Below are 15,833 nucleotides of genomic sequence, written 5' to 3' on the forward strand. Positions count from 1 at the left end.
GCCTGTCTCCTTCGCGTAGCATTCGGTGATCGCTCAGTGCGCCCAGCGCAGCACGAGCGGATCGAGCCGGCGCGCGATCGCGAGCAGTTCCGCGCGCGTGTCCGGGTGCAGTTCCGGCATCGGATGCCGCGGCCGCTCGCACGCGATCACGCCGCCTGCGCGCATCAGCACCTTCGCGGTGAGGATCCCGGACTGGCGGTTCTCGTGGTTGATCAGCGGCAGCCATGCCTGGTAGCGCGCGTACGCGTCGTCGTGGCGCCCTTCGCGCCATGCGTCGAGGATCGGGCGGATGCCGTCCGGAAACCCGCCGCCCGTCATCGCGCCGGTCGCGCCCGCATGCAGGTCGGCGAGCAGCGTGATCGCCTCTTCGCCGTCCCACGGCCCCTCGATCGCATCGCCGCCGAGCCGGATCAGCTCGCGCAGCTTGTTCGCCGCGCCCGGCGTCTCGATCTTGAAGTACGCGACCTGTTCGATCTCGCGCGCCATCCGCGCGAGGAACGCGGCAGACAGCGCGGTGCCGCTCGCCGGCGCATCCTGGATCATGATCGGGATCGCGATCGCGTCGGACACCCGCGCATAGAACTCGTAGATCTGCGCTTCCGGCACGCGGAACGTCGCGCCGTGATACGGCGGCATCGCCATCACCATGGCCGCGCCGAGCTGTTGCGCGCGCAGGCTGCGCGCCGCGCACACCTGCGTGCTGTAGTGCGACGTCGTGACGATCACCGGCACGCGGCCCGCGACGTGTTCGAGGATCGTGCGCGTGAGCACGTCGCGTTCGTCGTCGGCGATCGCGAACTGCTCGGAGAAATTCGCGAGGATGCACAGCCCGTCGGAACCCGCGTCGATCATGAAATCGACCGCGCGTTTCTGGCTCGCGAGGTCGAGCTCGCCGGTGTCGGTAAACGTCGTCGGGACGACGGGGAAGATGCCGCGATGGCGCGGCGCGCTGCTCGATGTCATGTTTCGCGTCCTGCTTCGGCCTCGGCGACGGCCGGCCGTCATGCGGTTACGGTTTAGGCGTTGCGCGGGCCGGCAGCCCGCGACCGGCGGCGGCGCGCGTCGCGCCGCGCGCCGCTCAATGCGAATGGCTCGGCACGTCCGCGCCGCGGGTGCCGACCAGGAAGTCGAGGTCGCACCCCTCGTCGGCCTGCAGCACGTGATCGATGTACAGCCGCGCATAGCCGCCCTTGCCGAGCTGGCCGGCCACGCCCGGCGCCGCGGCCGGATCGACGTCCAGCAGGCGGCGCTGCAGTTCTTCATCCGTGATGTCGAGATGCAGCGTGCCGGCCTCGCAGTCGAGTTCGATCCAGTCGCCGTTGCGCACGGCCGCGAGCGGCCCGCCGGCAGCCGCTTCCGGCGCGACGTGCAGCACGACCGTGCCGTACGCGGTGCCGCTCATCCGCGCATCCGAAATCCGCACCATGTCCTTCACGCCCTGGCGCAGCAGCTTCGGCGGCAACCCCATGTTGCCGACCTCGGCCATGCCCGGATAGCCGCGCGGCCCGCAGTTCTTCAGCACGAGCACCGAGCTGGCGTCGACGTCGAGCGCTTCGTCGTTGATCGTCGCCTTGTAGTGCTCGAGGTTCTCGAACACGACCGCGCGGCCGCGATGCTTGAGCAGCTCGGGGCTCGCCGCCGACGGCTTCAGCACCGCGCCGCGCGGCGCGAGATTGCCGCGCAGGATGCAGATGCCGCCGTCCGCGATCAGCGGCCGGTCGAGCGGGCGGATCACCTCGTCGTCGTAGTTCGCCGCTTCGCGCACGTTGTCCCACAGCGATTTGCCGTTCACCGTCAGCGCATCCGGATGCGGCAGCAGCCCGCCCTCGCCGAGCCGGCGCAGCACGGCCGGCAGCCCGCCCGCGTAATAGAACTCTTCCATCAGGAAACGCCCCGACGGCATCAGGTCGACGATCGTCGGCGTGTCGCGGCCGATCCGCATCCAGTCTTCCAGTTCGAGCGGCACGCCGATGCGGCCTGCGATCGCCTTCAGGTGGATTACCGCGTTCGTCGAGCCGCCGATCGCCGCATTCGTGCGGATCGCGTTCTCGAACGCCGCGCGCGTCAGGACCTTCGACAGCACGAGCCCTTCGAGCGCCATCTCGACGATGCGGATGCCCGACATGTGCGCGAGCACGTAGCGCCGCGAATCGACGGCCGGGATCGCCGCGTTGTGCGGCAGCGCGACGCCGAGCGCCTCGGCCATGCACGCCATCGTCGACGCGGTGCCCATCGTGTTGCAGGTGCCGGCCGAGCGCGACATCCCGGCTTCGGCCGACAGGAAGTGATGCAGGTCGATCTCGCCGGCCTTCAGCGCTTCGTGCAGCTGCCACACGGCCGTGCCGGAGCCGATGTTCTTGCCCTCCAGCTTGCCGTTCAGCATCGGGCCGCCCGACACGACGATCGCCGGCACGTCGCAGCTCGCCGCGCCCATCAGCAGCGCGGGCGTCGTCTTGTCGCAGCCGGCGAGCAGCACGACCGCGTCGATCGGATTGCCGCGGATCGCTTCCTCCACGTCCATCGACGCGAGGTTGCGCGTGAGCATCGCCGACGGCCGCAGGTTCGATTCGCCGTTCGAGAACACCGGGAACTCGACCGGGAAGCCGCCCGCTTCGAAGATCCCGCGCTTCACGTGCTCGGCGAGCTTGCGGAAGTGCGCGTTGCACGGCGTCAGTTCGGACCACGTATTGCAGATGCCGATGATCGGCCGGCCGTCGAATTCGTGATCGGGGATGCCCTGGTTCTTCATCCAGCTCCGGTACATGAAGCCGTTCTTGTCGTTCGTGCCGAACCATTGGGCGGAGCGCAGCCTGGGTTTTGTTGCCGACATCGTCAGTCCTGTGGTGACGGGATACCGGCGCAGTCTAGGCAGAATTTTGATAACTGGCTAATGACGTTTTTGGCGATTACGATATCGATTCCGATATCGATATAAACCCGTACGATGCCCGAAGCCAGCCCGTGGGGAAATCGCGGCCGCCTGAAGACGCGCCAGCTCCTGCTGATCGTCGCGCTCGCCGACGAAGGCAGCATTCATCGCGCGGCGGCCGCGCTGAACATGACGCAGCCGGCCGCGTCGAAGCTGCTGCGCGAACTCGAGGAATCGATCGGCGCGGTGCTGTTCGAGCGCCTGCCGCGCGGGATGCGGCCGACGCTGTACGGCGACGCGTTGATCCGCCATGCGCGCGCGGCGCTCGGCAGTCTCGACCAGGCGCACGAGGAACTGGCCGCGCTGAAGGCCGGTCATCTCGGCCACGTGGCGGTGGGCGCGATCACGTCGCCGGGGCTGCGGCTCGTGCCGCCGGCCGTCGCGGCGGTGAAGGGCACGCATGCGGGGCTGCACGTGTCGGTCGAGATCGACACCAGCAACGTGCTGCTCGAACATCTGGCGCAGGACAAGATCGACATCGTGCTCGGCCGGCTCTCCGCCGAACACGACAAGCTGCGCCTGCGCTACGAGCCGCTGACCGGCGAATCGGTGGCCGCCGTCGTGCGACCCGGCCACCCGCTGCTCGCGCAGGCGCCGCTGTCGCTCGCCGACGTGCAACGCGCCGCGTGGGTCGTGCCGCCGGCCGGCAGCGTGCTGCGGCATCGCTTCGAACTCGTGTTCCAGCGCGCGAGCCTCGCACCGCCCGCGAACCTCGTGGAGACGGCCGCGCTACTGTTCATCACGCAGCTGATCGAGCAGAGCGACATGGTCGCGGTGCTCGCGGAGGACGTCGCGCGGTACTACGCGCGCCATGGCATCGTGTCGGTGCTGCCGCTGGAGATGGATTGCCGGATGGACGATTTCGGGCTCATCACGCGCACCGACCGGCTGCATTCGCCGGCCGTCGCGGTGATGGCCGATGCGATTCGGGCGGCTGCGCGGCAGGTGTACGGCGTCGCGCTGTGAGGCTGACGCCGGCCTCGAATACGCGACGTCATGGCCGCGGCCGTTTCCGCGTGGCCCGGCAGGCTGCGCACCGCACCGCGCACCACGTGACGCATGATGCGTGATGCGTGACGTACTGCCCGCCGTCGTCACGCATTACACCCAGGGCGGCGCGATCCCCTCGGTCTGCAACGCCCGCTGGATCGCCGCTCGCGCGAGCACCCGCTGCAGATAGCCGCCGAGTACCGGACGTTGCCGCGCCGGCTCGGCAAAGCCGCGCGTCCAGCGGCACAGCATCAGCGCATACGGATCGAGCACCGTGTAATGCGCGCCGAGCAGCCACGGGCCGCCGCTCGTTTCGAGCTGGCGTTCGAGCTGATCCAGCAGCGCGGCGATCTTCGCCTCCGCGTGCGCCTTCACCTGGGCGGCGCCCGCCGCGTTGCCCACGTCGACCCAGCGCTCCGGATAGAAATACGCGATCAGCGTCGCCTGCAGCGTGTTGGTGAGCCACATCAGCCATTTGTAGAGCTGCGCGCGTTCCGGCGTGCCGGGCTCGGGCGCAAGCCGCTGCCCGGGATGCGTATCGGCGAGATGCAGGCAGATCGCGGCGGCTTCGTACAGCACGAGGTCGCCGTCCACCAAAACCGGGATGAGGCCATTCGGATTGAGCGCGAGGTAGTCGGGCGACTTGTGCCGATCGTGCGTGCGGTCGACGAATTCGAGTTCGAACGGCTTGCCGATTTCTTCGAGCACGAAGTGCGGCGCCATGCTGGCATTGCCGGGGTAGTAGAAGAGCTTCATCGTCGTCTCCGTTTCGCTGTCGTCGGTCTCAGGCCGCGGCGAACGCGATCACGGGTTCGCAGCGAATCGGAAAATTGACCGAGTTCGCGATGTAGCACTTCGCGTGTGCGTCGTGATGCAGATGCTCCGCCCGCTCGCGATCGTCGCCGGTCTGGATCGTCACGTGCGGGCGCAGCACGATTTCGGTGAAGCGGCCCGGCTCGGCGCGGTCGACCATCGTGCCTTCCGCATTGTCGACATAGGCGAGCACGCGGATGCCCGCATCGGAACACAGATGCAGATACCAGAGCTTGTGACATGCGGCTGCCGACGCGAGCAGCAGGTCTTCCGGATTCCAGCGCGCCGCGTCGCCGCGAAACGCCGCGTCCGACGAACCCGGAATGTCCGGCTTCGAACCGGCGCGGATCACGTGATCGCGATCGTACTCGCGATACCCCGACGTGCCGGTGCCGCGGTTGCCGGTCCACTCGACTGCCACGCGGTACTTGTGTTCGCCAGATGCCATCTCGCTCCCCTCTGCATTCGGATATGAGGCCGCCATTGTGTCACCGGAATGCCCGGCACGAACGCAATGTCCGCGGCGTCCACGCGATGACGGTCGCGCATCCCGATCCGGCCCGACGCATCGTGATGCGGGTCGTCGAACGCAATCGAGGCTGGCCGGCAGCCGAGCGCGCACGCGCATTGCCGGCCGCCATCACGCGGCAAGCCACCGGATCGGCCGGCCCCTTCCCCGCTCCCCGCAACACGGTTAACTTACGATTGCAAATAAATCTCATTTGCATTAGATTTCGGCGCGTAAATGAACTGTTTGGAACATAGACGTCGGCACGAGGTCATCGGCCCTGCCCGTACGCAGATCACTTCAAAGGACGGGGTATGAGCAGGAAGAACTGGGCGGCCGCACCGATGGCCATCGTCGTCGGCACGACCGGCCTGAGCGCCGCCGAGGCTCAGGAACCGTCGCTGCCCGCGATCGAAGTCTCCGGGCAGCGCACGACGGCGCCGTTTCGCGCGCCGGAATCGACGAGCGCGACGCGCACCGAGACGGACGTGATGGAGATTCCGTTCGCGGTCAGCAGCGTCGACAGGAAACTGATCCAGACCGTGGCCGCCACACGCGGCGCAGACCTGTACGACTGGGTCGCCGGCGTCGCGCGGCAAAACAACTTCGGCGGGCTGTGGGACAACTACGCGGTGCGCGGCTTCGCTGGCGACGGCAACACGTCCGGCACCGACTACCTCGTCAACGGTTTCTCGTGGAATCGCGGCATCAGCGTGCCGCGCGACACCGCCACGCTCGAGCGCATGGAAGTGCTCAAGGGGCCGGCGTCCGCGCTGTACGGCCGCGGCGATCCAGGCGGACTCATCAGCTACACGACGAAGCAGCCGCAGTTCGCACGCGCGACCACCGTCGGTGTGTCGGCCGGCAGCTACGGCGCATGGCGCCAGACGCTCGATTCGACCGGCCCCGTCACGAAGTCGCTCGCGTACCGCGTCATCGCGATGAACGAGGACAACGGCAGCTTCCGCGACACGGTGTCGAGCAAGCGCTACCTGTTCGCGCCGTCGTTCACGTGGGACATCGGCGCGGACACGACGCTGCACTATGAATTCGAGACCGTCCGCCAGCGCGCGCCGCTCGATCGCGGCGTGGTCGCGGTGAACGGGCAGCTCGGCGCGATTCCGGCATCGCGCTTCCTCGGCGAGCCGCGCGACGGCGACTACGACGTGCGCAACTCGGGCCACCAGTTCACGCTCGAACATCGCTTCAATGCCGACTGGTCGGTCAACGCCGGCTTTGCGCAGCGCGACACCGACCTGGCCGGCCGCTCGTCCGAAGCGTTCGCGCTGCAGCCGGACGGGCGCACGCTCTGGCGCCGCTACCGGCAGGTCGCGTTTCATTCGAACGACGTGCAAGGGCGCGTCGAGGTGGCCGGCAAGGCCCGCACCGCCGGCATCGGCCACACGTTCGTGATGGGCGTCGACGCCTATCGCTTCAACTACGACCAGTTCGTCGCGCGCTCGACGCCGACGGCCGCCGCGCCGTATGCGATCGACATCTTCGATCCGGTTTATGGCCAGCCGGCGCCCGTGCCGCGCACCGCGACGAACCTGCTCGAGCGCAACGACGGCCAGGGCCTGTACGCGCAGGACACGCTCGCGTTCGGGCCGCACTGGAAAGTGCTCGCCGGGCTGCGCTGGGACCGCTTTCACCAGTCGGTCGAGAATCGCCTGAAGGGTGTGACGACGACCCAGCTGCAAACGGCGCTGAGCCCGCGGCTCGGCATCGTGTACGAAGCCAGCCCCGCGCTGTCGCTCTACGCGAACACCGCGTATTCGTTCCGGCCGAACAACGGCGCCGACGTGAACGGCCAAGCGTTCGATCCGGAGAAGGGGCACGGCTACGAGGCCGGCGTGAAATGGGCCGGCACGCGCTCGCTCGCGACCGTTGCCGCGTTCTACGTGAACAAGCGCAACGTGCTGACCGCCGATCCGGCGAATGCCGGGTTCTCGCGTGCGGCCGGCGAAGTACGCAGCCGCGGCGTCGAATTCGAATGGAACGGCGAACTGGGCCACGGGTTGCGCGGCATCGTCAATCTTGCGTACGTCGATGCCCAGGTCACGCACGACAGCGTGCTGACGCCCGGCGCACGCCTCGTCGACATTCCGCGGCTGAGCGGCAGCGCGCTGCTGATGTACGAAACCGCGCTGCCGCTCGTCGACAAGGCCGGCGCGGGCGCGGGCGTGATCTACGTCGGACGCCGCGCGGGCAACACCGCGAACACGCAGGACGGCTTCGACCTGCCCGCTTACGCGACCGTCCAGCTCAACGGCTACGTGCAGGTCAGCAAGCATCTGCGCGCATCGGTCGTGCTGAACAACCTGTTCAATCGCACGACCTACGTCAGCTCGTACAACAACCTGTGGGTCACGCCGGGCGCGCCGCGCAGCCTGTTCGCATCCGTCGCGTACTCGTTCTAGAACGGCAGGCCGGCGTGCATCGCGCGCCGGACGCAAACCATGCGTGCGGTGCGCGAAAAGCAGTCACGCCGCAGACGTCACGGGCATGTCGACCGATTGCCCGCAACGTGCCAATGCCGCGCACGTCGACCCTCGCTAGAGGGCGGAGCGTCGCCCGGACACCGCCGCCGTCGTACCGCGCACCACCAGCCGCGGCAACGACGCGATCCGCACGCGCGACGCATCGTCGATCCGGCCACCCGCCTCGCGCAACGTATTGAGCAGTTCGACCGCGAGGCCGGCGGCCTCGGCGGTCGGGATCGCAACCGTTGTCAGCGTGGGCCGCGTGTCGCTCGCCAGATGAATGTCGGTAATCCCGACGATCGACAGATCGTCCGGCACACGCCGGCCGCGATCGGCCGCCGCATGCATCGCGCCGATCGCCGGCAGGTCGTTGGTCGCGACGAGCGCGGTCAACCGCGGGTGCGCATCGAGCAGCTGCCCCGCCGCGCGCCCGCCGCCTTCGATCGAATCGGGTTCGGCCGCGACGATCGACGCATCGAGCCCCGCTTCGCGCATCACGTCGACGAAGCCGTCGTAGCGCGCCGCCTGCACGCCGCTCGCCGATCCGCCGACGATCACGCCGATCCGCTCGTGGCCCAGTTCGAGCAGATGCCGCGTGGCGATCCGCCCCGCCTCGCGGAAATCGATCGCGACGCACGGCAAACCGTCGGGCGGCGCGTCGGGCCGCTCCCACAAGCACAGCACGACCGGTACGCCGCGCGCCGCCACGTCGCGCAGGTCCGGCAGGTGCAGGTTCGCGTTGGTCACGAGGATGCCTTCGGAGATCGTGCCGGCGATCTGGTCGAGATACGCGCGCCCCTGCAGCGGATCTTCGTTCGTATTGCAGACGATCAGGAACTGCCCGTTGCGCCGCACCGCCCGCTCGACCGCCAGTGCGAACTCCGGATAGAACGGATTCGCGATGCTCGACACCATCAGCGCGACCGTCGGCGCGCGCCCCTCCGCCAGCGCCCGCGCGGCGAGATGCGGCCGGTACCCGAGCGCCGCCACAGCCTCCAGCACCCGCGCACGCGTCGCGTCGCCCACCCGGCCGCGACCGCGCAGCACGTTCGACACGGTCGCGGCCGTCACGCCGGCGCGGCGCGCCACTTCATCCAGGGTTGCCATCGTTAGCTCACTATATGGGACGTCTATCCAGTATTTGCTTCGCTCACCGAAGCGGCGCACTATCGCCACACACCCTGCCGCCCGACCGACGGGCGCGACTCGGCCGCGATCGCATCGCCCCTTTTTTTGATCGCGATGATTAAGCGCTTAATCACTGATGACAGCGCATTAGAACATGGAGCGGAGACAATGGCGAGCATCTCGATGCGACGCGTGCAGAAAGCCTATGGCGATCACGCGCCGGTCATTCGCGACGTCGATCTGGAGATCGGCGCGCACGAGTTCTGCGTGTTCCTCGGGCCGTCCGGATGCGGCAAGTCGACGCTGCTGCGGATGATCGCCGGGCTCGAGGATCTGAGCGCGGGCGAGCTGTCGATCGACGGCCGCCGCGTCGACGACGTGCCGGCCGCCGAGCGCGGCGTCGCGATGGTGTTCCAGAGCTACGCGCTGTTTCCGCACATGACGGTCTACGAGAACATGGCGTTCGGGCTGAAGCTCGCGCGCGTGCCGAAAGCCGACATCGACCGGAAGGTGCGCGATGCCGCGCGCATCCTGCAGCTCGACACGCTGCTCGAGCGCAAGCCGAAGGCGCTGTCGGGCGGGCAGCGGCAGCGCGTCGCGATCGGCCGCGCGATCGTGCGCGAACCCGGCGTGTTCCTGTTCGACGAGCCGCTGTCGAATCTCGACGCCGCGCTGCGCGGCCAGACCCGCATCGAGATCGCGCGGCTGCACCGGCAGTTCGAACGCGCGAGCGTCGTCTACGTGACGCACGACCAGACCGAAGCGATGACGCTCGCCGACAAGATCGTGCTGCTGCACGCCGGCGCGGATACCGCGCAGCACGGCAGCATCGCGCAGGTCGGCGCGCCGCTCGACCTCTACCACCACCCGGCCAGCCGCTTCGTCGCGGGCTTCATCGGCTCGCCGCGCATGAACTTCCTGCCGGCCGTCGTGACCGCGTGCGACGCGCATCGCACGGTCGTCACGCTCGTGCCGTCCGGCGAAACCTTCACGCTGCCGCGCGACGGCTCGGCGCTTGGCGCCGGCGCGGCCGTGACGCTCGGCATCCGCCCCGAACACCTGACGCTCGGCGCCGCGCCCGACGCGACGACGCTCGCACGCGACGTCGCGCTCGTCGAACGCCTCGGCGAACAGACCTACGTGCACCTCGACCAGCCCGGCGGCAACTCGCTGATCGCGAAAGTGCCCGGCGACGCCCAGGTACGCAGAGGCGAGCGTGTGCTCGTGCAGACGCCGGCCGCGGCCTGCCATCTCTTCACCGAAGACGGCCGCGCGCTGCCCGCGTGCGCCGACGTCCACGTTCACCACTACGCATAAGGATCGGGCATGCGCCTCGGAGTCTGTTACTACCCGGAACACTGGCCGGAAACGATGTGGGCCGACGATGCCCGCCGGATGAAAGCGCTCGGCATCGCGCAGGTGCGGATCGCCGAATTCGCGTGGAGCCGTATCGAGCCGTCGCCCGGCGAATACGACTGGGGCTGGCTCGATCGCGCGGTCGACGTGCTCGGCGCGGCCGGCCTCGAAATCGTGATGTGCACGCCCACCGCGACGCCGCCGAAATGGCTGGTCGACCGTCATCCGGACATCCTCGCGATCGGCGCGGACGGCCGGCCGCGCGCCTTCGGCTCGCGCCGTCACTACGACTTCTCGTCGCCGACCTATCTCGAAGCGTCGCGCACGATCTGCACGGCGGTCGCCGAACGCTACGGCCGCCACCCGGCCGTGCGCTACTGGCAGACCGACAACGAGCTCGGCTGCCACCAGACCGTCGTCAGTTATTCGCCAGCCGCGCTCGTGCGCTTTCGCGCATGGCTGAAGGCGCGCTACGGCACGATCGACGCGCTGAACCGCGCGTGGGGCACCGTGTTCTGGAGCATGGAGTATCGCCATTTCGACGAAGTCGACGCGCCCGTCGGCACCGTCACCGAGGCCCACCCGTCGCATCGCCTCGACTACCGGCGCTTCGCATCCGACGAGCTCGCGCGCTATCACCGGATGCAGGTCGACGTGATCCGCGCGCATTCGCCGGGCCGGCCGGTCGCGCACAACTTCATGCAGCTGTTCACCGAGTTCGACCATTACGAAGTGGCGCGCGACCTCGACGTCGCGACGTGGGACAGCTACCCGCTCGGCGCGCTCGAGGAGCTGTGGTTCGCGCCCGACGTGAAGGCGCGCTGGCTGCGCACCGGCCATCCCGATTTCGCATCGTTCAATCACGACCTGTACCGCGGCATGTCGAAGCTGCCGTTCTGGGTGATGGAGCAGCAGCCCGGCCCCGTGAACTGGGCGCAATGGAACCCCGCGCCGCTGCCGGGCATGGTGCGCCTGTGGAGCTGGGAGGCGTTCGCGCACGGCGCCGGCTGCGTATCGTACTTCCGCTGGCGGCAGGCGCCGTTCGCGCAGGAGCAGATGCACGCGGGCCTGCACACACCCGACGACAAACTCGACGAAGGCGGCCGCGACGCGCAGCGCGTCGCACGCGAGATCGCGGCCGTGCACGACGCCGGCGCGGATGCGGACGGCGCGGTACGCGCGAGCGTCGCGCTGGTCTTCGACTACGACGCGAAGTGGCTGCTCGAAGTGCAGCCGCAGGGCGCCGATTTCCATTACCCGCGCGTCGCGTTCGAGTATTACTCGGCGTTGCGTTCGCTCGGCCTCGACGTCGATATCGTGTCGGCGCACGCGCCGCTCGACGGTTACCGCCTCGTCGTCGTGCCGCCGCTGCCGGTAGTGCCGGACGATTTCGCCGAACGGCTCGCCGCGTCGGGCGCGCAGGCGGTGCTCGGGCCGCGCACCGGTTCGAAGACCGTCGACCTGCAGATCCCGCCGACGCTGCCGCCCGGCCCGCTCGCGTCGATCCTGCCGGTGCGCGTGTGGCGCGTCGAATCGCTGCGGCCGAACGTGACCGAGCGCATCGACGGCACGCTGCGCGACGGCACACCGCTCACGGGCGCCGCACGCCACTGGCGCGACTTCGTCGAGCTGCACGACGACACGCGCAGCGTCGTCCGTGCGCGCTTCGCCGACGGTCACCCGGCCTGCGTGTCGCACGGCACGCTGCACTACTGGGCCGCGCTGTTCGACGACGCGACCACCGCCCGGCTGTTCGCCGACGTCGCGGCCGAAGCCGGCCTCGCGCCGACGCCGCTCGGCGACGGCGTGCGCGTGAGCCGGCGCGGCGGCCTGACCTACGTGTTCAACTATGGCGCGACGCCGCACACGATCGACGCCGTACCCCCGTCCGCGTTCGTGCTCGGCGCCGCGCAAGTCGGGCCGCAAGACGTGGCCGTGTATCGAAGCCGACCGTAGCCCCCCGCCACCGGCGCCACGACGCGCCGGTCACGCACAACGACACACTGGACTGGAGACACGCATGACACATCGCCCCCTTCGCGCCGCCGCCCGGCTCGCCACGGCAGCCGCCATCGCTTTCGCATCGCTCGGCATGACGGCGCCCGCCGATGCCGGCACGCTGACGATCAACATCGCGTTCAAGGGCGCCAGCCAGCGCGCGGTCTGGCAGTCGACGCTCGACGCGTTCCGCAAGGCACATCCGGACATCGACGTGAAAGCGACCTTCGTCGACGAGGAAGCGTACAAGGTGCAGCTCCCCGCATGGCTCACGACCGTCGCGCCGGACGTCGTGAACTGGCACGCCGGCGAACGGATGGCGTACTACGCGAAGCGCGGGCTGTTCGAGGACCTGAGCGGCGACTGGACGAAGAACGGCTGGGGCACGATGTATGCGTCGACGCGCGATGCATCGTCTTACAACGGCAAGCAGTACGCGGCGCCGACCGTCTACTACTCGTGGGGGCTGTTCTACCGCAAGGACCTGTTCCGCAAGGTCGGCATCGCCGACGAGCCGAAGACGTGGGACCAGTTTCTCGACGCGTGCAGGAAGCTGAAGGCGGCCGGCATCACGCCGATCGCGATCGGCGGCCGCGATGCGTGGACGCTCGCCGGCTGGTTCGACTATCTCGACCTGCGGCTGAACGGCAACGCGTTCCACCAGCAACTGATGGCCGGCGACGTGCCGTACACCGACCCACGCGTGAAGAAGGTCTACACGACGTGGAAATCGCTGATCGATGCCGGCTACTTCATCGACAACGCGCTGTCCTACGATCTCGACGGCGCGCAGCCGTTCCTGTTCCAGGGCAAAGCCGCGATGATGCTGATGGGCACCTTCATCGCGGCGGGTTTTCCGCCGAGCGTGAAGCAGGAAATGGGCTACTACCGCTTTCCGATCATCGACCCGAAGGTGCCGACCGCCGAGGACGGCCCGGTCGAATCGCTGCATATCCCGACGAAGGCGAAGAACAAGGCCGACGCGCACACGTTCCTCGCGTTCGTCGAAACGCCCGAGATGGGCGCGAAGCTCGCGGAAGGGCTCGGTTCGCTGTCGGCCAACAGCAAGTCTCCCGAACCGGCCGATCCGATCTCGCGCATCGGCTTCCGGATCCTCGCCGACACGAAAGGCGGCGTCGCGCAGTTCTACGACCGCGACATGACGAAGGAAATGGCCGACGAGGGGATGAAGGGGATGCAGCAGTTCCTGGCCAATCCCGCGCAGCTCGATACGGTGCTCGCGCAACTCGAACAGACCCGCAAGCGCATCTACAAGAAGTGAGCGCGTGACCCAACCGGCGGCCCCGTGCCGCCGCGCCCGTTCAGGAGGCTTGCCGTGTCCAGTCCGATCACGTCCACCCCGCCCGCCGGTGCCGGTGCCGCGCCGCCGCCGCGCGACACATCCGCCGCCGCACCGCCCGCACGCCGCCCGTCGCCCGCCGTGCGGCGGCAGCGGCGTGCCGCGTGGCTCTTTCTCGCGCCGGCCTGCGCGATGGTTGCCGTCTATGTGATCTGGCCGATCCTGTCGACGCTTTGGCTGAGCCTGTACAACTGGGACGGGATGACCGAGCGCACCTTCGTCGGTCTCGCGAACTACGCCGAGCTGCTGCAGGCGCCGACGTTCTACACCGCGTTGCGCAACAACGTGATCTGGCTCGCGCTCTTCATGCTCGCGCCGCCGCTCGGCCTCGCGCTCGCGTTGTATCTGAACCAGGCCGTGGCCGGCATCCGGCTCGTGAAGTCGCTGTTCTTCGCGCCGTTCGTGCTGTCCGGTGTGGTGGTCGGCCTGATCTTCTCGTGGTTCTACGATCCGACGTTCGGGCTGCTCGCGCTGATCGCCGGCCACGGCATCCCCGTGCTCGGCGATGCGCGCTACGCGACGTTCGGCATCGTATTCGCCGCGCTGTGGCCGCAGACCGCGTACTGCATGATCCTGTACCTCACCGGCCTCACGTCGCTCAACCCGGAACAGATCGAAGCCGCGCGGATGGAAGGCGCGCGCGGCTTCGCGCTGCTGTGGCACGTCGTGCTGCCGCAACTGCGGCCGACCACCTTCATGGCGATCGTCGTCACGGTGATCGGCGCACTGCGCAGCTTCGACCTGATCTCGGTGATGACGAGCGGCGGCCCGTTCGAAAGCTCGACCGTGCTTGCGTATTACATGTACGACCAGGCGATCAAGTATTACCGGCTCGGCTATTCCGCGTCGATTGCGGTCGTGCTGTTCGCGATCATGCTCGTCTACATCGTGTTCCAGTTGCGCCGCCTGCTGCGCAACGAGCAATAACCTGACCGGTGGCCATCATGTTTCCGACTCCCGTTGCCCAATGGAAGCCCGTCTCGCGCAGGCTGTACAAGCTGTCGCTGCCCGTCGCGCTGCTGATCTGGCTGCTGCCGATGATCGCGGTGTTCGTCACGTCGGTGCGCTCGACCGAGGAACTGGTCGAAGGCCACTACTGGGGCTGGCCACGGCACTTCTCGATGATCGAGAACTATCGCGACGCGCTGACGACGTCGCCGATGCTGCATTACTTCTGGAACAGCGTGCAGATCACGGTGCCTTCCGTCGTCGGGTCGATCGCGCTCGCGGCGATGGCCGGCTTTGCGCTGGCGACCTACCGGTTTCGCGGGAGTACCGCGCTGTTCGGGACGTTCGTTGCCGGCAACTTCGTGCCGGTGCAGGTGCTGATGATTCCGGTGCGGGATCTGTCGCTCAGGCTCGGCGTGTTCAATACGGTCGAGGCGCTGATCCTGTTTCACGTCGCGTTCCAGACGGGGTTCTGCACGCTGTTTCTGCGCAACTTCATCAAGCAGTTGCCGTTCGAGTTGATCGAGGCGGCGCGGATCGAAGGGGCGGGCGAATGGACGGTGTTCTGGAAGATCGTGTTGCCGTTGATCCGGCCGGCGCTCGCTGCGTTGGCGATTCTCGTCTTTACGTTCGTGTGGAACGACTACTTCTGGGCGCTGTGTCTGACGCAAGGCGACGAGGCCGCGCCGATCACGGCGGGTGTGGCCGCGCTGAAGGGGCAGTGGACGACTTCGTGGAATCTTGTTTCGGCCGGATCGATCCTGGCCGCGCTGCCGTCGGTCGCGATGTTCTTCGCGATGCAGAAGCATTTCGTGGCAGGGCTGACGTTTGGTGCGACCAAAGGCTGAGCGCGCAGCCCCGCGTATTCGTATCTCCCCCTCCGCATCGTGAGGTTGCCCGCTTCGGCGGGCTTTTTTTGTTATTCCAAAGGACCTGTTTGTCCCTAGCAAGCTGTTTCACTTCGAAGCCAGCGACGACGCGCGGTTGAACCGGCCCATGGCGCTCTATTACGCCGCGCACGGCGAGGCGTCGATCAGTCGTCGCGTGGTAGCCGGCGACGCGGCGCAATGGTGGCGCAACGAAAGTCTGGTCAATCCGGTTTCGCTCGCCGATGTCGTGTTTCCTTCCACGCCGCTCGAACTGGACACGTTGACCCCGGACGACAAGACCGTGTCCGGCCGGCCAACGCGGCGGTGCTATTACAGCCATACTCAGTTCAACCTGGGCTGGCTGGACTCGGGCCCGCGCAGCGGCCCATCAGAGGACGACCGTGACCGATGCGATCCCTATCCCGCGCGGGCGCAGGCCGAGTGATCGTCG

General features: G+C 68.1%; 13 protein-coding genes. 8 read left to right on the top strand and 5 right to left on the bottom strand.

The annotated features are described in order from the left end of the window. Positions 1 to 33: 33 nt before the first annotated feature. Positions 34 to 963, bottom strand: coding sequence for a dihydrodipicolinate synthase family protein (locus WJ16_RS32400; protein ID WP_069261010.1), 930 nt, complete (start codon positions 961 to 963; stop codon positions 34 to 36). Positions 964 to 1,078: 115 nt separating this feature from the next. Continuing rightward, positions 1,079 to 2,830, bottom strand: a complete 1,752-nt coding sequence (locus WJ16_RS32405; RefSeq protein ID WP_069261011.1) for an IlvD/Edd family dehydratase — start codon at positions 2,828 to 2,830, stop codon at positions 1,079 to 1,081. 114 nt (positions 2,831 to 2,944) lie between these two features. On the opposite strand from WJ16_RS32405, the gene WJ16_RS32410 reads away from it, so the two are divergent. Beyond that, positions 2,945 to 3,895: a LysR substrate-binding domain-containing protein gene (locus WJ16_RS32410; RefSeq protein ID WP_069261012.1), complete on the top strand. Its 951-nt coding sequence runs from the start codon at positions 2,945 to 2,947 to the stop codon at positions 3,893 to 3,895. A 135-nt stretch (positions 3,896 to 4,030) separates the two neighbouring features. Here the strand turns inward: WJ16_RS32410 and WJ16_RS32415 are convergent, their stop codons facing one another. Together WJ16_RS32415 and WJ16_RS32420 are read right to left on the bottom strand one after the other, a co-directional pair. Then, positions 4,031 to 4,675, bottom strand: coding sequence for a glutathione S-transferase family protein (locus WJ16_RS32415; RefSeq protein ID WP_069261013.1), 645 nt, complete (start codon positions 4,673 to 4,675; stop codon positions 4,031 to 4,033). Between the two features lie 28 nt (positions 4,676 to 4,703). Further along, entirely contained in the window at positions 4,704 to 5,180 is a 477-nt protein-coding gene (locus WJ16_RS32420; protein WP_069261014.1) for an OsmC family protein, read from the bottom strand. Between the two features lie 374 nt (positions 5,181 to 5,554). Here WJ16_RS32420 and WJ16_RS32425 point away from each other — a divergent pair, with 374 nt between their 5' ends. Continuing rightward, positions 5,555 to 7,660, top strand: a complete 2,106-nt coding sequence (locus WJ16_RS32425; RefSeq protein WP_069261015.1) for a TonB-dependent siderophore receptor — start codon at positions 5,555 to 5,557, stop codon at positions 7,658 to 7,660. A 135-nt stretch (positions 7,661 to 7,795) separates the two neighbouring features. Here WJ16_RS32425 and WJ16_RS32430 read toward each other — a convergent pair whose 3' ends face one another. Then, positions 7,796 to 8,830, bottom strand: coding sequence for a LacI family DNA-binding transcriptional regulator (locus tag WJ16_RS32430; protein ID WP_069261016.1), 1,035 nt, complete (start codon positions 8,828 to 8,830; stop codon positions 7,796 to 7,798). A 189-nt stretch (positions 8,831 to 9,019) separates the two neighbouring features. Here WJ16_RS32430 and WJ16_RS32435 point away from each other — a divergent pair, with 189 nt between their 5' ends. From WJ16_RS32435 to WJ16_RS32460, 6 genes are all read left to right on the top strand, one after another. Next, positions 9,020 to 10,168, top strand: a complete 1,149-nt coding sequence (locus WJ16_RS32435) for an ABC transporter ATP-binding protein (protein ID WP_069261017.1) — start codon at positions 9,020 to 9,022, stop codon at positions 10,166 to 10,168. Positions 10,169 to 10,177: 9 nt separating this feature from the next. After that, positions 10,178 to 12,163, top strand: a complete 1,986-nt coding sequence (locus WJ16_RS32440) for a beta-galactosidase (protein ID WP_069261018.1) — start codon at positions 10,178 to 10,180, stop codon at positions 12,161 to 12,163. Positions 12,164 to 12,227: 64 nt separating this feature from the next. Then, positions 12,228 to 13,487, top strand: coding sequence for an ABC transporter substrate-binding protein (locus WJ16_RS32445; RefSeq protein WP_069261019.1), 1,260 nt, complete (start codon positions 12,228 to 12,230; stop codon positions 13,485 to 13,487). Positions 13,488 to 13,541: 54 nt separating this feature from the next. Further along, positions 13,542 to 14,492, top strand: a complete 951-nt coding sequence (locus WJ16_RS32450) for a carbohydrate ABC transporter permease (RefSeq protein ID WP_069261020.1) — start codon at positions 13,542 to 13,544, stop codon at positions 14,490 to 14,492. Between the two features lie 17 nt (positions 14,493 to 14,509). Then, positions 14,510 to 15,361, top strand: coding sequence for a carbohydrate ABC transporter permease (locus tag WJ16_RS32455; RefSeq protein WP_069261021.1), 852 nt, complete (start codon positions 14,510 to 14,512; stop codon positions 15,359 to 15,361). A 148-nt stretch (positions 15,362 to 15,509) separates the two neighbouring features. Beyond that, positions 15,510 to 15,827, top strand: coding sequence for a hypothetical protein (locus tag WJ16_RS32460; RefSeq protein ID WP_069261022.1), 318 nt, complete (start codon positions 15,510 to 15,512; stop codon positions 15,825 to 15,827). Positions 15,828 to 15,833 lie beyond the last annotated feature (6 nt).

Source organism: Burkholderia metallica, from assembly GCF_001718555.1.
Taxonomy (GTDB): Bacteria; Pseudomonadota; Gammaproteobacteria; order Burkholderiales; family Burkholderiaceae; genus Burkholderia; species Burkholderia metallica.